General features: G+C 67.6%; 12 protein-coding genes and 9 pseudogenes. 8 read left to right on the forward strand and 13 right to left on the reverse strand.

From position 1 onward, the window contains the following. Window positions 1-69: 69 nt before the first annotated feature. The 4 genes and pseudogenes from MXD62_RS40770 to MXD62_RS20945 form a co-directional block, all read left to right on the forward strand. Window positions 70-264, forward strand: a pseudogene (locus MXD62_RS40770) (hypothetical protein); the annotation flags it as partial. Between the two features lie 14 nt (window positions 265-278). Further along, window positions 279-1,112, forward strand: a complete 834-nt coding sequence (locus MXD62_RS20935) for a TauD/TfdA family dioxygenase (protein ID WP_248831201.1) — start codon at window positions 279-281, stop codon at window positions 1,110-1,112. 164 nt (window positions 1,113-1,276) lie between these two features. Next, window positions 1,277-1,972 carry an SDR family oxidoreductase gene (locus MXD62_RS20940; protein ID WP_248831202.1) on the forward strand — a complete coding sequence of 232 codons (696 nt, stop codon included), beginning with the start codon at window positions 1,277-1,279 and terminating at the stop codon, window positions 1,970-1,972. Between the two features lie 1,805 nt (window positions 1,973-3,777). Next, complete coding sequence (locus MXD62_RS20945) at window positions 3,778-4,761, forward strand: recombinase family protein (RefSeq protein WP_248831203.1); 984 nt, start codon at window positions 3,778-3,780, stop codon at window positions 4,759-4,761. 126 nt (window positions 4,762-4,887) lie between these two features. Here MXD62_RS20945 and MXD62_RS20950 read toward each other — a convergent pair whose 3' ends face one another. Both MXD62_RS20950 and MXD62_RS20955 read right to left on the reverse strand, forming a co-directional pair. Next, window positions 4,888-5,793: a pyridoxamine 5'-phosphate oxidase family protein gene (locus MXD62_RS20950; protein ID WP_248831204.1), complete on the reverse strand. Its 906-nt coding sequence runs from the start codon at window positions 5,791-5,793 to the stop codon at window positions 4,888-4,890. Between the two features lie 159 nt (window positions 5,794-5,952). Beyond that, entirely contained in the window at window positions 5,953-6,405 is a 453-nt protein-coding gene (locus tag MXD62_RS20955; RefSeq protein ID WP_112107109.1) for a VOC family protein, read from the reverse strand. A 129-nt stretch (window positions 6,406-6,534) separates the two neighbouring features. Here MXD62_RS20955 and MXD62_RS20960 point away from each other — a divergent pair, with 129 nt between their 5' ends. After that, window positions 6,535-7,152, forward strand: a complete 618-nt coding sequence (locus MXD62_RS20960) for an ABATE domain-containing protein (protein WP_248831205.1) — start codon at window positions 6,535-6,537, stop codon at window positions 7,150-7,152. 141 nt (window positions 7,153-7,293) lie between these two features. On the opposite strand, the pseudogene MXD62_RS40775 reads toward MXD62_RS20960, so the two are convergent. The 9 genes and pseudogenes from MXD62_RS40775 to MXD62_RS21000 all read right to left on the reverse strand — a co-directional run. Continuing rightward, window positions 7,294-7,455, reverse strand: a pseudogene (locus MXD62_RS40775) (LLM class flavin-dependent oxidoreductase); the annotation flags it as partial. A gap of 685 nt (window positions 7,456-8,140) precedes the next feature. Further along, a pseudogene (locus tag MXD62_RS40780) lies at window positions 8,141-8,257 on the reverse strand (RNA-guided endonuclease TnpB family protein); the annotation flags it as partial. Between the two features lie 124 nt (window positions 8,258-8,381). Beyond that, window positions 8,382-8,699, reverse strand: a pseudogene (locus tag MXD62_RS20970) (DDE-type integrase/transposase/recombinase); the annotation flags it as partial. A 67-nt stretch (window positions 8,700-8,766) separates the two neighbouring features. Beyond that, window positions 8,767-9,246, reverse strand: a pseudogene (locus MXD62_RS20975) (transposase); the annotation flags it as partial. A 7-nt stretch (window positions 9,247-9,253) separates the two neighbouring features. Next, window positions 9,254-11,353, reverse strand: a complete 2,100-nt coding sequence (locus MXD62_RS20980; protein ID WP_248831206.1) for an ISAzo13 family transposase — start codon at window positions 11,351-11,353, stop codon at window positions 9,254-9,256. Between the two features lie 52 nt (window positions 11,354-11,405). Continuing rightward, window positions 11,406-12,165, reverse strand: a pseudogene (locus MXD62_RS20985) (IS256 family transposase); the annotation flags it as partial. Window positions 12,166-12,304: 139 nt separating this feature from the next. Continuing rightward, a pseudogene (locus MXD62_RS20990) lies at window positions 12,305-12,448 on the reverse strand (DDE-type integrase/transposase/recombinase); the annotation flags it as partial. 110 nt (window positions 12,449-12,558) lie between these two features. Beyond that, a complete protein-coding gene (locus MXD62_RS20995; RefSeq protein WP_248831207.1) occupies window positions 12,559-12,993 on the reverse strand; it encodes a GNAT family N-acetyltransferase in 435 nt (144 codons plus the stop codon). Between the two features lie 59 nt (window positions 12,994-13,052). Further along, window positions 13,053-13,228 (reverse strand): annotated as a pseudogene (locus MXD62_RS21000) (IS6 family transposase); the annotation flags it as partial. Between the two features lie 158 nt (window positions 13,229-13,386). On the opposite strand from MXD62_RS21000, the gene MXD62_RS21005 reads away from it, so the two are divergent. Then, entirely contained in the window at window positions 13,387-14,121 is a 735-nt protein-coding gene (locus tag MXD62_RS21005) for an SDR family NAD(P)-dependent oxidoreductase (RefSeq protein ID WP_248831208.1), read from the forward strand. Between the two features lie 56 nt (window positions 14,122-14,177). Here the strand turns inward: MXD62_RS21005 and MXD62_RS21010 are convergent. Continuing rightward, window positions 14,178-14,624, reverse strand: a pseudogene (locus tag MXD62_RS21010) (DDE-type integrase/transposase/recombinase); the annotation flags it as partial. Window positions 14,625-15,134: 510 nt separating this feature from the next. On the opposite strand from MXD62_RS21010, the gene MXD62_RS21015 reads away from it, so the two are divergent. Then, complete coding sequence (locus MXD62_RS21015) at window positions 15,135-15,446, forward strand: energy transducer TonB (protein WP_248831209.1); 312 nt, start codon at window positions 15,135-15,137, stop codon at window positions 15,444-15,446. Then, entirely contained in the window at window positions 15,446-15,802 is a 357-nt protein-coding gene (locus MXD62_RS21020; protein WP_248831210.1) for a recombinase family protein, read from the forward strand. The genes MXD62_RS21015 and MXD62_RS21020 overlap by 1 nt, the downstream gene beginning before the upstream one ends. A gap of 462 nt (window positions 15,803-16,264) precedes the next feature. Here the strand turns inward: MXD62_RS21020 and MXD62_RS21025 are convergent. Next, on the reverse strand, window positions 16,265-17,024 hold a 760-nt coding region (locus MXD62_RS21025; protein ID WP_248831211.1), incomplete at its 5' end, for a hypothetical protein.

Below are 17,024 nucleotides of genomic sequence, written 5' to 3' on the forward strand. Positions count from 1 at the left end.
AGCTCAACAACCGCGCGCTGCAGACGTTCCACCTGTCCGACATGGAGCTGATGATCCGTCAGTTCCACAAGGTCGTCGAAGACCATCGACGAGCTGCAGGACTTCTACGACGCGATCGCGCCGCTCGCCGAGGAGGCCACGCGGCTGCTGCACCTGCTCTACTCGACGATCATCGAAGCGTACCCGGTCAACATCTTCAAGCAGATACGGATCCCGGACCCGGGTGCGGCGTTCTTCGAGACCGCCCGCGAACCGGCGATCTGAGAGAGCGGACCGCCATGGGTATCACCGGAACAAAGATCACGCCGAGTACCGGGACCGAGTTCACCGGGCTTAAGGGCAGGCAGCTCGTCGACCAGGACGTCGCCGAGGCCACTCTGGCAGCACTCGAGGAGACTGGCGTCGTCGTCTTTCGCGAGGCCGACATCGACGACGAGGACCTGATCGCCTTTGGCCGCCTGCTCGGTAACGTTCTGCCGCTCCCGATGGGCGGCCACAAGCTCAAGGAGATCCAGCGGATCACCCGCGACGCGTCGGCGAGCAAGCTGGCGGCGTACCGCGAGGCCACGTTCCACTGGCACATCGACGGAACCACCGGCGAAATACCGGACAAGGCCACGCTGCTCACGGCGCGGCAGGTGACCGACGACGGCGAGGGTGACACCGAGTTCGCGAACACCTACGCCGCCTATGAGGCACTGCCCGAGGAGGAGAAGGCGCAGCTGGCGGACCTCTACGCCCTGCACAGCTTCGCCGCGTCCCAGCTCGTCGCCATTCCCAACCCCTCGCCCGAGGAGCGGGCGCTCTGGGACCGCAACCCGACCCGCAAGCAGCCGATCGTCTGGACCCGCGGCAACGGCCGCAAGTCGCTGCTGGTCGGCTCGACCGCGGGCGAGGTCGTCGACCTGCCCGCGGACGAGGGGCGGGCACTGCTCGACCGCCTCCTCGCCTGGGCGACCCAGCCGCAGTTCGTCCTCCGGCACCGCTGGACCCAGGGCGACCTCGTCATCTGGGACAACACCGGACTGCTACACCGGGCACTTCCCTACGGACCGTCGTCGACCAGGTTGATGCACCGTGCATCACTGGCCGGCGAGGAAGCCGTCGCGTAAGTCTGTTTCGCGCGGGGGCGGCGCCCATGCGAATCGCTAGAGAGGCGGTTCACGGGCGCGCGCCGCCGACTGATCACCAGCAACGCGGCTATCACAGAGAGGTTCGACACCGTAACCGAACGGAAGACGGCTGTTGTCGCCGGTGGCCGACCGGGTACCGGGCGGTGATCAGCCTCCGGCTGGTCGAGGACAGATTCGCGACTGCGGTGCTCGACATCGACGGGGATGCCGTCGAACGGGTCGCCGGGGAGGCGTGCGAGAAGGGGCACGCGACCGCCGCGTGCGGCATCGACGTCTTCGACCGTATGGATTCGTCCGCCGCCGGGCTGGGGTGGGAGTCGGACCTGCCGCTGCTCAAGGAGTACCTCGCCGTCACCGACTTCGACGAGGCGACGAAGTGGGCGGTGGAGCACGGCCAGGCCGACTACATGTGGAGCAGGCGCACCGTCTGCGCCTATGTCTCCACCCAGGCGATGCCCCTACTCAAGCAGGGCATCCGCATCAACGCGATCTGCCCCGGCCCCACCGACACCCCCCTCGCCCGGGCCAACGAGGAGCGGTGGCTCGGCTTCGGTACCGACTTCCGCGCCGAGGTGGGCAGCTCGCCGGCGACCCCGCTGGAGCAGGCCTACCCGCTGCTGTTCCTATGCAGCGACGCCGCCTCCGCCGTCAACGGCATCACCCTCACGGCCGACTCGGGCTACTTCACCGCCGGCATCACCGAATCCTTCTCCGGCGAGGATCGCAACACGTCGGCGATGTCACCGAGCATGGTCTTGGGAAACGCAGCGCCGGAGGTCCGCCTCCGGCGAGGATCGCAACCTCCTCCACGAACGCCAGCACGTGCCGTGTCCGTGTAGCGCCGGAGGTCTACCTCTGGAGCGGCGTCCATTGGCGTGGTGTACGCCGAAGGCTCAGGCACCGGGCAGCAGGGCTGACGGCCGGCGGCGTGGGGTCGCAAGGTGAGGGCGCACTCGACGGACATGACTGATCGTCGCCGACTACTTGGACCGATTCCGGCGATCGATGCTTACTCTGCGTGATGGTGAAGCCCTGTAGCGGTGGTGACGTCGTGATGCCGAACTACCCGGCATGCGCTGATCTGAGATGGCAGGAGTCGACACGGAGATAGCCGCCGACCAGGTCCGATGTCATCTCGTGACAGGCAACGGCACCAGCCAACGGGAACGCGGCAGCACTCATAATCCGGCGGTCGTGGTCTCGCGCCCATCCCTGGCAGGCCTGCGCGCCCCGCCCCAACTTCCAGCGAGGCGACAGAGTCGCTCGTCGGGCAGCCCGACGGTCGACCCGGCCCGGATCGCGATCGGTGGCGTGAGCGTCGGCGGCATTGCGGGGGCACTGGCATGCTGGCCCAAGATTCGGCGAGGTGCCGGTGCCGGTGCCGGCGGCCAGGATATGTCGGGCCGATCTGGCGCCACAGGCGCGGCTTGCGTACCGGCAACTGGTCGGCAGAGTGTCGCCGCTGGTCGATCGGTCCGCTCGGCTCAGGGGAGTCGTCTGCCATTTATGTCCGATCGCCGTGGCACTTCATGCCTACTCAAGATAGTCAACGGCGTTGATGATCTGTCGGTAGTTGAATGATCATGAGGTGCAGAGATAGGCGAGGTTCGGCGTGTCCTTAGCGGGTCTCCTGAAATGAGGTACGCCACCACTAAAGCGATGATCGTTCTAGATGGATGGCTGTAGTGAACCCCGGGCGCGCCCAATCATCATCGGCTGGTCAAGACCCTCGCGACTGCGCTGGAGACTGCCGCCGGGCCGGACTGGAACGCGGACTTCAACTTCGACGTAGCATTGCGATGCTCTGCGCGATGGTCGGGTCTTTCTGATGGCCACTGCAGTGGCCACCGCGAGGGTCGGAGCGATGCCGCGGCTTCCCACTCTGCCCCTTATGGCAGCGACAGAGCCTCTACCAGCGTCCACGGCAGCTCTGCCGGATCCCGGTATCCCAGCATTTGGCGAGGGTGACCGGAAGCGATCGGGGCGTGGGAACGACGGCGGGTCCACCGTGACCACCGAATGCTCCTCGCCCGCAGCTAGCGGCGCAACCACACAAAGGGCCGTCCAGGTGATCACGCCGGACACTCCACCGGTCATCACGCCAGACGTCGCGCGGACCCTGCTTCGTATCCTTTACGCAGCGCAGACCAGCCGCCACTCTGCCGACACCGGCCAGTCAAGGAGTGCACCGCCCGCAGCGCATTGACCTGATCGGCCTGCGTTCGACCATTCCCGAAAGGTAGCACCCATGATCCGGTTCGCCTTCTATGGCCGGGTATCCACCGAGGACCAGCAAGACCCGGAAGCCTCCCGCAGCTGGCAACTACGGCAACCAGTATGGCCTGACCATGCCTGTCTTCGAGCACTACAGAGTCGCCATGTGGGTCCCCGAAATCGGCGGACCGATCGACCCTAACTCCGAAGCACACGATCTGATCATGTCTGTGTTCGGGGGCATGTCGAAAGGCGAACGAAATCGGATCAAGGTCCGGGTACGGTCAGCGATGCAGGCCCAAGCCAAGGTCGAAGGTCGCTACCTCGGCGGCCGGCCCCCTACGGCTACCGGCTCGCCGACGCCGGCCCCCACCCCAACCCGGCGAAAGCCGCCGACGGTAAGCGTCTGCACGTCCTGGAAAAAGACCCTGTGACGGCGCCCACCGTGGCGCGGATCTTCCGCTGGTACCTCAACGGCATGGGGGTCTTCCTGATCGCCCAGACCCTGACCGCTGAGGGAATTCCCTCGCCCTCGGCCTACGACCGGGCGCGCAACCGACACCGCACCGGGATCGCCTGGTCCAAAGGCGCGGTGCAGGCCATCCTGGCGAACCCGCGCTACACCGGATACCAGGTCTGGAACAAACAACACAAAGCCGAAACCCTCCTCGATGTCGACGACGTCGCCCTCGGCTACGAGACCAAGCTCAAGTGGAACGAGCGCGACCAGTGGATCTGGTCTGACCGGCCGGCCCACCCCGCCATCGTCGATAAGACGACGTTCTCCGCGGTCCAGGAACGGCGCGCCCGCCGTGGCCCCAGCTCCGACCGGCCCCGGACCCGCACCCCACACCCCTACGCCCTGCGCAGCCTATTGGTCCACCACCAGTGCGGCCGGCGCATGCAGGGCACTTGGAACCACGGGCATGCCCATTACCGCTGCCGCTACCCGCAGGAATACGCCATCGCCAACCTCATCGACCACCCGCTGACGGTCTACCTACGCGAAGACGCGATCCTGCCCGACCCCGATGCATGGCTGACCACCGCCTTCGGCCCAAACCAGCTCAGGACCACCCTGGATGCTCTGGCAGCCCAGCAGCCCAGCAGCCCGAGAACGCGACAGCCGTTACCGACCCGATCCATCGGACGATCGCGGCCTGCGACCGCCGACTCGCCCAGCACCGCGCCGCCCTGGAAGCTGGCGCCGATCCCGTCCTTGTCACCGGCTGGATCAACGAGGTCCAAGACGAACGCGCCGCGGCGGTGGCCGCTCTCGAACAGACAGGAGCCCGGCGAGAGACCACACCGCCCGCCTCACCCGCCAAGAGATCAACGACGCAGTCGAAGCCCTCGGCGGGTTCCTTGCCATCCTCCGCAAGGCAGATCCGGCCGACAAAGCGGAGATCTATAGGCAAATGGGACTGCGGCTCAGCTACGACCATGAGGCGCGCGTCGTGTCGGCCGAGACCTCACCAAGATCATCGGTGGGCCTGGTGGCTGTGTCCGAGGGGGGACTCGAACCATTACCCGGCACCGGTCACTCTGTCCGGTGAGCTCGTTCTCGCGGGTCGCGGGGGAATCGGGCGATGAGCCAGCGTTGCGGGCTGGCCGCCGAGACCTGGACGACCCGCTGCACCTCGAAGTCGACGACGCGCTGCGCGCCGGGCACCGTCGCGGCCCGGTCGGGATTCCAGTCGACCCGGGCGCGGCCGGTGAGCTGCAGGGTGTGGCCGTGCTCCCAGTCGAGGAAGAGTAGACCGCAGCGCGGGTCGAGCTCGATGTTGCCCAGCGTCATGTACATCGAGTTGCCGCGGTAATCAGGCCAGGACAGACGCCCGTGGTCGGTGACCGTGACAAAGCCCGAGCTCCCGCCCCGGTGCGACGTGTCCGCCCCGAGGCCAGCGGCCTGGGTCGCGACGAAGAAGGTGTCGGCTTCGGCGATCCAGCGCCGCTGGCTGGCGGTGAGCGCGGTGGTCACCGAGATGGGTCCGCGCGCCGCCTCGGCGTCGTCCCGCGCGAGGTGGCATGGCTGGATGTACTTCGGACAGTTCGAGTAGACCTGGTCGGTGTGAACCACCACCCGGCCGCCCTCACAGCGGGCCTTCCCGTTGGCCCGCATCCGTCGGCGGCTGGCTGGGTCGAGGGCGAGCAGGCCGACGTCCCGCCGCGCGGCGAAGGCGCCTTCGAGGGGATCCCCGGCACCGGGCAGGGCATCGACGACGATGGTCTCCTCGTCCGCCGCGGCGACGAAGCCGGCCGTGCCGGTCAGCAGGCTGGCCCAGACCGCGCCGGCCTCGTCGGCGGCTCCGAGCAGGAGGATCCGTTGCTGCCCGAGGAACTCCGCGGCCACTGGTGGGATGGTGGCGCCGACGACGGCCGATCCGCGCGGGCCGGGGGGCAGGCTCGCGCGCGCCTGTACCGAGCGTTCGCCCGGGTGGAGCATGACTGGTTCCTTCCGTCAGGTCGGGTTGGCCCGCCACCTGGCCCGCGCAGGCGGTCCAGCTCGTGTCGGCTCCCGGCGTCGCGGGGGTTCGGGATGGCCCGCCGTGGTGGCCCGGGCGGGGCGCCCAGGCCACCACGGGCCGCGTCGGGATCCCGGCTGCTAGAAGAAGCCGCAGGTCGGGGCGCCCTGGGTTGGCACGGGTGCAGCTTCGGCGCCGGTTGGGGCGAAGATCTCCAGCCGGATGCCGTCCGGGTCGGTGAAGAACACGCCCCCGGACGACGCGCCCTCGCCGTGCGCGACGACGCCGTCGTAGAGCGGCTCGACGCCGATCTCGCGCAGCACCACCTCCGTTTGGCGGACCGCCTCGAGGTCGGCGACCTGGAACGACAGATGGTGCAGCCCGGGCAGCCCCGTGGGGAACGCCCCCTCGCTCTGCTGCCACAGGGTGAGCAGGAGCGTGCCATCCCGGCCGAGGAACGCGAACTTCCGGTCGCCGTTGGTCTGCCCGCCCAGCTCCTCGAGGCCGAGGACCCGCTGGTAGAAGGCGGTCGAGCGGGTCAGATCGGTCACGTTCAGACCGACGTGGCCGGTCTGCGGCCCAGGATTGCCCATGTGTACCTCCGATTTGTGGATCTGGTTCCGACTCGCGGATCAGCCGTTCTAACGGCATGACTGCACCCGTCCCGTTAGAAAGATGCCCGAGCCTTCTAACGGTGTCAACCCGGAGGTAGCGTTAGATTGATGGAGCAGGCCCCTGCCGAGTACGACGGCGCCCCGATGCTCGGTGAACCGCCGGCCATCGAGCTGGGCAACACCGTCTACGCCATGCGGGGCCGTCCCCGCGACGCCCTGCGGACGGTGCTGGAACTGGTCGACTGGATGCGCGCGATGCGTCCGCGGCTCACGGTCGCGCTCACCGAGGACGACCTGCGTGCTGTCGGCGAGGATGACCTGCGGATGGCACGCGAGCTACGAGACACGGTCCGAGCGCTGGCCGGCGCGGCGGCGAACGGCCACGAGGCGGATCCCGACGCGGTCGCCGCCCTGAACAAGCTCGCCCGGCGAACACCGTGGTGGCGCGAGCTGCGCGTCGACCCCGAACCCCGGGTGGTGGTGAGCTGCGCGGACCGACCCGTCGCGCTCGCGCTCGCCGCGCTGGCCGACGACGCAGTGTGCCTGTTCGGCGGACCCGCCGGCGCCGAGGTGCGGGCCTGCCACGGGCCTGGCTGTGTCCTCTATTTCGTCCACGGCGCGCCGCGGCGGGAGTACTGCTCGACTGGCTGCGGCAACCGGGCCCGAGCCGCCCGCCACTACGCCAAGATCCGCCAGGCCCCTGATGGAGCCACCGGGTCGCCGTAGCGCGGGCTCCAGTGTCGTGACGATCCGGCTACGCGGACTGGTCAGCCGACCGCCAGGTATGGCTTGGGTCCGGTCACGCGCATGTCGATCAGCTGATCGGCAGCCCCGCGTTCATGAGCCCCGAACAGGTCCGCGGCGACGCGACGACCAGGGCGACAGAGGTGTTCGCCTGGGCGGCCGCGGTCGGGAGCCGAGGCCGAGCACGAACCGGCCCGAGGTGAGCGCCTGCAGGTCATGGGCGACTGTCGCGATGGTCATCGGATTGCGCGCGAACGCCACCGCGATCGCCGTCCCGAGCATCAGCGTGGACGTTCCGGACCACCGTTTCAGCTCCAGCCCGCGGCCCGTGCCGCCGCGGGCCGGTACTGCGCGGGTATCGATTGCTGCCCATCCGCAGGCGGCGTTTTAGGCGCGAGCGGTGGCGGCGGTGCTGCCGCTGGTAGCACCGGCGCCCGGGCTGGCCCTGATGGCGGCAGCGGTGCCGGTGTCGACGGCGCCATCTCGCCCGCTGTCCACACGGCACCGGTGACTGCGCGCCTCGCCCTCGCCGCCCCCGCGAGCCCCGGCCGCCCTGTCGGTACCAGACGTGAGCTCAGCCAGTCCTCGACCGCGTCCATGACCACCGTCATTGCCATGAGCGCGAGAGGAAACAGCAGAACGATAAAGATCACCTTGCGGATACCTCACAGTACGGACGAAATCCTCGGATCGTGAAGGGATAGCCCAGATGTGCTAGCCCGTTCGGGTAGCCCTATTGCCGCAGCGGCAGGTTACGAGCTCTGACCGATCGATGGGACAACCTGGCATAGGCGTAAGTGTCAAGCCCGCCGGCGGCTCCAGGGGCGGTGCGCCGGCGCACCCGCGACGCTGCCGGAGGCAGGGCCTCTATCCGGCTGTGGTGGTCGAGTCGGAAGGCGTACTTAGGAACGCGTACTTCGGACCAGCGACGGCGGGGGTGACGAACATCCCACTGGCGGCCCCAGGCGCGAACGATCCGGAAACCCTCGCGCTGCCCGCGTTTCCGGAACAACGGCTTCCGGTGGGTGCCCTGGAAGAAGTTTTCCATGGCGGTGTCGAAGTCACGGAGCGCCTGTTGCTGGATGGTCAAACGCCGGTGCGTCCTCGGCGGTCTGATCAACGAATACGAACGAGCCATCTAAAACCCAGGTCAACATGGTACAGTTGCGTTCGGAGGATGCGGGGCATGCCAGCGGCCCGGTGAGCGGTGGTCAGACCGCTGCGGTGAGTTCGGTGAACGCGGCGGCCAGCCGCAGCTGCGGGTTGGTGTGGGTGGCGAGGTCGTAGTGGTCGCGGCGGATGTTCTGGACCAGAGCATGTCCGGCGCTGACGGTCTGGACCGAGCGGAGACGTTCCAAGCCGCGCATCGGCCGCAGCCGGGCTTTCAACCGGCCGTGGTCGGCTTCGATCCGATTGTTCTCCCGAGCGGCGTCAACGTGGCAGGCCTCGGGAAGCAGCTCGTCGAGGAGCCTCGGGTAGACAGGTGCCTTGTCGGTGGTGACCTCCACCGGCCGCCGGCCATGCGCCAGCGTTCCGGTGGGCCACGTCCACGGTGGTGGTGTACGGAGAGTGACTCCGCGTGATCCTGGTTGAAGGTTATGCGGGGAGGGCTTCGGGTGTCACACTGATCTCGGGTGTGTCGGCGGTTTTCTGTGCGGGGTCGGTTCTGGCGAGGATTTCCAGGCCGATGTAGCGGTGGGTTTCGATCCACTCGTCGTGTTGTTCGGCGAGGACGGCGCCGACGAGGCGGATGATGGCCTCGCGGCTGGGGAAGATGCCGACAACGTCGGTGCGTCGGCGGATTTCCCTGTTCAGCCGTTCCTGCGGGTTCGAGGACCAGATCTGCCGCCAGATCTCCCGCGGATAGGCGGTGAACGCGAGGAGATCCGCTTTCGCGTCGGAGAGATGGTCGGCGACCTTGGGGAGTTTCTCGGTGAGCGCGTCGACGACCCGGTCGAACTGCACGCTGACCTCGTTCGCATCCGCCTGGTCGAAGATGGTTCTCACCAGGGTGGCGACCCAGGGCTGTGAAGATTTTGGTGTGGCCACGAGCAGGTCCCGCAGGTAATGGATCTGTGCGAAATTAAACTGTCGGCGCGGCGGCCTCGTCTGCTGGCGGAATGGACGCGAGGAGCTGTTCAGCGGAGCGGTATTTGACCGGTGCTGGTGGCAGGTGGATGTCGTCTTCTTCGAGGATGGGGCGGACCTCGAGGAAGGCGGTGCCGATGGTGCGGTGGCTGACACCGAACAGCTCGGCCAGGACCCGGCCGGTGCAGACTTTGCGGTGGTGAAGGATGGCGGCGAGGACACGTTCCCCGCTGGTGATCTTCTGAGGGAAGACGCCGCCGCGGGTTCCGGGGAGACGCTGGCGACCGCGTTGCTGGTGGCGGCGTCGTTCCACCGCGGCTGCTTGGCGGACCGACACCTGTTCGATGAGTGCGGCGAGGTCGCCGCGGCTTATGCCGGTCAGCGCGGGGTCGGACAGTTCCCAAGGCACCGACGGGCGGCCGTCGTCGTACTGTCCGGTGCGAGCGTAGTCGGTGACCTGATTGGCGCGGGTGAACCGCAGCGTTGTCGGTTCGATGGTGATGTTCTGTTCGTGCAGGAGATGCCGGACGTCGGTAACCGCCTGGCCGATCGTCGCCGGGACGACTTCCAGCATGTCCGCCAGGAGGCGTTGGGAGCAGATCTGGCGCAGGTGGACGACGGTGACCAGGACCCGGTCGCGGGGCGAGAGCAGGGGTTTGCCGTGAGCGCCGGGGGCATGGCGCCGTGGACCGCCGCGTCCCTGGTAGCGGCGCTGTTCCCGGCGGGCGGCCTGCTGTGGGGCGAGCCGTTCTGCGAGTGCGTCCAGCTCGGCGGTGCTCATGCCGGTCAGACGCGGGTGGGCCAGCAGCGTCAGGGTCGCGGCTCGGTTCGAACCGGTCGCTGCGTCAACCGCGACGGATGAGTCCGCGCCGTCGGTGTGCGTGGGATGGATCGTGTAGTTCCAGGTTCTGTGCACCGTGTGGTGCTCGATCGGTAGGGCATCGATGCGGGCTTTGCTGACCGCGACGCCGACCGGATAGTCCCGGATGTCCAGGTGCGCTTCGACCCGAAGCCCGCTGCGGGTCCGTGTCGCCGCGATGGTGTTCACGACCACTTCATGACTGGTCAACGGTCTACCTCGCCAGTTCATGGTGATCTGGGAGAACAAACGGTGCTCAATCTTGTTCCATTTCGACGTGCCGGGCGGGAAATGACAGACCGTGATGGACAGGCCGGTATCGGCGGCGAGCGTGGCGAGTTCGGCTTTCCACGCCCGGAAGCGGTAGCTGTTCGATCCACCCGCGTCCGCGGTGACCAGCAGCCGGGTGGCTTGGGGGTAGTCTGCCTGGCCGCGGGCCTGCCACCAGCGGCGGATCGAGGCCACCGCGAACGCCGAGGTGTCGTGATCGACCCCGACGTTGACCCAGCCGGCGTCGGTAGTCAGGTCGTAGACGCCGTAGGGGATCGCGGTGTCACCCTGCGGGCCGGTGAAGAAGCTGTGATCCTCGACCTGGACCGGGTCGCCTTTCGGTCGCCATTCCCGGCCGGGGTTCGGGAGCTGGCCGAGCATCTCCTTCTTTTTCGCATCCACGCTGATGACCGGCTCACCGGCTTTCTGATGCTCCACGACCTGGTCGTTCAGGTAGCGGAACTGAGCATCCCGGTCAGGGTGCTGCTTTCCTTCCAGGGTCTTGGAGTTCGCCTGCAGACTGAAACCAGCAGCCCGCAATAATCGGCGGACCGTGGACGGCGATACCGGGTGACCCTGACGGGTGAGCTCGTCGGCGAGGTGCCGCAGCGACTTCGTGGTCCACCGCAGCGGCGAGGTCGGATCACCGCGCTCATCCGGCTCGACGAGCGCGAGGAGCGCTGCCACCACGGCCGGGTCGGTGTCCTCGATGCGTTTACGGCCCCCGCCCGGCCGGCGGACCCGTCGATCGGACAGCGGTTCCCCGCCCGCCTCGAGTTCGAACACGCCAGCGCGGACCGTGGTCTCGCTGACGCCGGCGACTCGGGCCACTGCGCGGACGCCGCCATGCCCCAGCAGCCGGGCCTCGGTTGCCAGCACCAACCGCCGCTGCCGCTCGTCCAGGTGTGGCAGCACCACCGCGAACCGACGAGACAACTGGTCCAGAACATCCCCCATGATCGCCATAGCACGACATCGAACCAGACAGGTCGAACCACCAGGTTGTTCCTGCACAGGTCCAATGCGTTCGACATCTTTGCCACGACGCACCGGGCAGCGTGGACCCGATCGCGTTGACCAGTCCCCGGTGGGCATCGGAGGTCACCAGGCGCACCCCGGACAGGCCGCGGGCGACCAGGCCACGGAAGAACGCCAGCCAGCCGGCACCGTCCTCGCTGCTCACGACGTCGAGGCCGAGGATCTCCCGGTGCCCGTCGCCGTTCACGCCGACCGCGAGCAGGCAGTGCACATTGATCACGCGGCCGTCCTCACGGACCTTCATCGTCAAAGCGTCGGCCTGCACGAACCGGTACGGACCGGCGTCCAACGGCCGGGACCGGAACGCCTCGACCTGAACATCGAGGTGCTTCATGAGCTCGGACACCTGGGATTTCGAGATGTTCGCGACCCCGAGCTGCTCGACCAGCTTGTCGACTCGCCGGGTGGACACCCCGAGCAGATAGGAGGTGGCTACGACCGAGATCAGCGCCTGTTCGGCACGGCGCCGGCGAGTCAGCAGCCATTCCGGGAAGTACGAGCCCTGGCGCCAGCTCGAGCGTGCCCGCCCGGGTATCCCATTCCCGCATCCGGTAGCCATTCCGACGATTAACCCGTTCCGGAGATACCTCCCTGTACTCCGCATTACAGAGACCATCCACGTCGGCGCCCATCAACGCCTCCGTGAACAACTTCACCATCGAGCCCAGAAGATCTGGACTCGCCGCGAGTAGTTCCTTGCCGAACCCCTCAGTGTCGGTCACAGTCGGACGCACGGCCATCGCGTATCTCCCCTCGAGTTGCTTTCGCAGGTTTCTCGTGAGGATCACGCGGTGGTCGCTCTACGTCACGGACCGCCACTCCGGCGAGTCGCTAGATCGTTGCTCTTCGTACACCACGCCAGTGGACGCCGCTCCGGTGGAAGAACCGGCGGGCGGCGGCCTGGTCGCGCCGAGCGCTGGCGAGGACGTCGATGACCTGTCCGTGCTGGTCAACCGCCCGGTACAGGTAGGTCCACCGGCCGGCCACCTTCACATACGTTTCATCGACGAACCACCTGTCGCCCGGTCGGTGCCGGCACGGCCGCACTACCTCGACCAGCAGGGGCGTGAAGCGCTGCACGCAACAGTCGCGCGAACTACGTTATTCGTCTCGGCCTTGTCGGTCTTCTGGGTTCAGTCCCTGCGGTCAGTGCGGGTGTGGAGGTCCCGGAGCCACCGGGTTCGGCCTTCCTGTTTCCGGTAGCCGGTTTTTTCGTAGGTCGCGTGGGCATCGAGGTTGTCGTCTTCCACCATCGCGTCGGCCAGGACGGCTCCGAGAGCGACGAAACGCTCGTGGGCTGTCGCCAGCAGCGCACGCGCCACACCGGTCCGGCGGTGGTCGGGGGCGACCGCGAGCCGATAGATGTGGCCGCGCCACCCGTCCCATCCGGCCACCACCGTGCCGACCATAACTCCGTCCAGTTCGGCGACGAGCACGGCCTCGGGGTCATGCGCCAGCAGCCGGCCGACCCCGATCGGGTCGTCGCTCACGCTCGTGCCATCGGCGGCATGCCGCCAGAACGCCAGCAGTTCGTCTACGTCGCCGGGACGTCCAGACCGGATAACCATGCCACGATCATCGTCTCTCGTCCGGCGGCCGCAGCAGGGCGGCGCTGCACCCACCGTTACACGGTCACGTGATCTCCACCTTGAGGCCCCGTTCGGCGAGCAGCTCCTCGACGTCCCGGCACGGCAGCGAGAACCGCAGGTACCACCGCACCGCCAGCACGATCACCTCCGCCGGGAACCGGAACCCGACGAACTCCGACGTCGGAGCCGGTGGACGGACACGACGTCGACGCATCAACCGATCATGACGGATCGGCAGCTCGGTGAGGGCGGACTGCGCCGATGCAACAGAACCCGTGGCCCTCACCGTCGACGGAAATCGTCTGGTGCCGATATGGTTCGCCCGGGTGATTTCGATGACACGGATTGACCGATTCCTGTAGGGAGCCATGTATGGAGCTCGCGGACAAGGTCGCACTGATCACCGGCTCGACGGGTGGCATCGGCGGTGAAACGGCCCAGGTGATGGCCGCGGCCGGCGCCGAAGTCGTCATCACCGGCCGCGACGCTCGCCGCGGCGCCACGACCGTCGAGGCCATCAGGAACAAGGGCGGGGTAGCCCGGTTCGTCGCGGCCGACCTGGCCGATCTCACCGCTCTGCGCCGTCTCGCCGAGGAGGCGGGCGCGGTGGACATCCTGGTCCACAACGCGGCCGTCTTCCCCAACGCACCGACCGTGTCACAGGACGTCGAGTCGTTCGACGCCGCGCTGGCAGCCAACGTCAGGGCCCCGTATTTTCTGACGGCCGCTCTGGCACCCGCGATGATTGCGAAGGGTTCCGGCAGCATCATCAACGTCAGCACGCTGGGCGCCCGTGTCGGCATGCCCGGTCTCTCCGTCTACAGCGCGACCAAAGCCGCCCTGGAGTCGCTCACCCGTGCCTGGGCTGCCGAGTTCAGCCCGGCCGGTGTGCGCGTGAATACCGTCGTGCCCGGTCCGACCGGCACCGACGGGGTGCTCGCCTCCGCAGGCGAGGAAGGCACCCGGCGGCTCGCCAGGACGACCCTGCTCGGTCGGCTCGCGACACCACGCGAGATCGCCGAGGTGATCCTCTTTCTCGCCTCCGATCGCACCCGCTTCATCACAGGCGCGACGATCGCCGCCGGAGCTGGCCGACCAGCGATCTGATGGGCACTGCTGCGTTTTGAGGAAGCAGGCATGCCAGCGGTCTCGGCGACCGTCGGTCAGACAGAGGCGGCGAGTTCGGTGAACGCAGTTGCCAGCCGCAGGTGCGGGTCGGTGTGGGTGTGGGTGGCGAGTTCGCAGTGGCCGCGGCGGATGTTCTGGACCAGGGCGTGCCCTGAGCTGACAGTCTGCACGGACCGGAGCCGTTTCAGCCCGCGCATCGGCCGCAGCCGTGCTTCGAGCCGGCCGTGATCGGCTTCGATCCGGTTGTTCTCTCTGGCGGCGTCGACGTGGCAGGCCTCGGGCAGGAGCTCGTCGAGGAGCCTCGGCTATAGCGGCGCCTTGCCGGTGGTGACCTCGACCGGCCGACGCTCGTGCGTCAATGCCTGGGCGAAGAACCGGCGGCCGGTGACCTTCACATACGTCTCATTCACAAACCATCTCTCGCCGGGTCGATGCCGGCACGGCCGGGCCGCGTCCACGAACAGAGGCGTGAAGCGCTGCACGCAACAGGTCGGCGAAGTTCACTTTTTCTCCTGCACTGATTGATCTTCCTCGGTCGTTGCTCGCAGGTCAGTTGGTACGGCGGCTGGGCCTGGTGGCGTTGGGTGGCGAAAGCTCGCGCGGGGTGCGCGGCGCTCATCTGCGGTCGAGGTCGGTCGTCACGTGATGGACGGACCGCCGGGTGGCTGCGCTCCCTGGTGGACGATCATCACGTGATGATCGATCACATCCGGTGCGGTGTGTGGCGGCGGCCAGGTCGGGCGCGGCGGGAGAACCACAGTCGACCATTCCCACCGATCCGCCAGACAGCGTGCTCGGGAATCCGCCGGATTGATGGCTGTGAACGTGCGGGTAATCCGTTATTCGGCTTCCTTAGAATGGCTGCGTGTCGCCGTGTGAACGGGTATTGTGGGTGTTGGTAAGGGTAATTGAATAGGGCGGCCCGGGGCGGTGTTGGAAGCACCAATCCCCGGGCCTTGATCCCAAGTCCTGCGTGAACAGGAGTGGAACCCATGGCCATGATGCCATACGAGACGATCGGCGATAGCCGGTCCCGTCTGAACCTCGTGCTGCAAGCGCATCCGGCGGAGGATGCCGAAATCCAGCTCCCGAAGAACCCAGACCGGTTCGCCGTGCTGCGGCCGGTACTGATGCTGCCGGGTGGTGTGCAGGTGACGGTGGACCCCAACGCACCGCTGGACGTGGCGGGCAAGTGGTGGGACTCCCTGACGGTGGCGGGCACGCTGGCGAGCCTGTGGTACAAGGCGCAGGTCTCGGGGTTCCCGGGTGGTCCTGGTCGGCACCGTCGGGACGGGGGCCAGTGATGGCCGGGATACGGGCGCTGAGCTTCACCCGGCACACCGGTCCTGCGGACGGGGCCGAACAGCGGGAGGTGTTCGCGGCGGCGTGCGCGGCGCGGGGCTGGACTGCCGGGGATGTGGTCCGTCAATACGGCTCGGACCTGCGGGCGTGGTGGGCGGCGCTGCGTCTGGTCCGTTCCGGCCGGTATGACGTGGTCGTGGTCGACACGATGGATCGGCTGGCGGACACCGAACCCGGCAGGCTGGCGGCACTGGAGATGCTGCGCTGCGCGGGGGTACGACTGCTGGTGGCCCGGGACGGTACGGACACGGCCGATCCGGTGGGCGCGGGCCTGGTGGCGTCACTGCTGACCGTGTAACCCCCGACCCCGGTACGGACAACGGCCAGTGACCCGAGTTGGATCACTGGCCGTTGGCGTGTTCGCCGTGCGACGTCCACGCAGCTGCCGGGGCGTGGCGCATCTGAGCATGGGCGCTACTCGCCTGGGATGAACGCGGCCGGCGGCGCCCAGCACGAAGAGGAGTAGGACGGTCCTGTCAGCCCCTCCATTTTTTCTCCCTTTCCCCATTGCGCCTTGCCTGACAGGCTGCCTGCCGTGTCAAGGGTCGCCCGAAGGGTGATCGCTTGCGACGGCGTAGCCGCCCTTGATGCGGTAGGTAGGCCGTTAGACCATGTGGCGCCACGGGAAAGGGGGAAAACAACTGGCGGCGACAGAACGCAAAACGCCGTGGCAGTAGCTTTCCCCCCATGCTGGGAGGTCATTTGGCTGAGGGAAAGGTGGATGATGCTAATTGGAAGGAGGGGCCGCTTGCTAGGGCTTTCACGCCTCAGTTGATCGGCGGTTTCGTCGACGGAGGAGACCCCATGCCAGGGCTGCAAGTGTTACCAGGGCAGCACCGATTATCAAGGCGCGGATGACTATCGATGTTGTTTTCGTCGGCGTGACCGTGCCGGGTTGGCCGGGGAGGGTGATGGTGGCGTGCGCGGTCCGGTCGGTGATTCCGCTCTTGAGGTGGATCAGGGCTTTCCATGGGCCGCCGGGTATCTGCTGGTCAAGCGGTATTGTGACTGGTTCGGATTGGCCTCGGGCGAGGGTCGTGCCGAGTTGAGCGGGGAACGGGCCGGCGTTCAGGCCGGCGGGTCCGTCGGTGAGGGTGAGTTCGCCATTGAGGTCCAGTGCGCGGCCGCCCGTGTTGCGAACGCGCGCGATGACGGCTCTTCGTCCGTCGGGCAGGCGTGTCGGGGTGAGCGTGTCTATGGTGAAGTCCGCTGCTGGGGGGCCGCCTGGGCCGACGGCTAGGTAGACCCGTACACCGACGCGGCTGACCTGCACGACGTTGGCGCCCTGGGTCGGGTCTGCGGTGGTGGTCTCGGCCCAGATGCCGGCGTAACGCTCACCGGGAGACGCGTCGTGAGGGACGGTGATCGTGGCGGTGATGGGGGCGGATGCGCCTGGTTGCAGGGTCAGTGTGGGCCGGTCCAGCCTGATCCAGGTGGTCAGTTTGAGGTGCTGCCCATTTCTCGGACACCGACGTAGACGGACTATACCAGCTTTATGCTGCTTCCTTCGCTTCGGTCCG

Origin of the sequence: Frankia sp. Mgl5 (assembly GCF_023242985.1) — a bacterium.
In the GTDB taxonomy this organism is placed as follows: domain Bacteria; phylum Actinomycetota; class Actinomycetes; order Frankiales; family Frankiaceae; genus Parafrankia; species Parafrankia soli.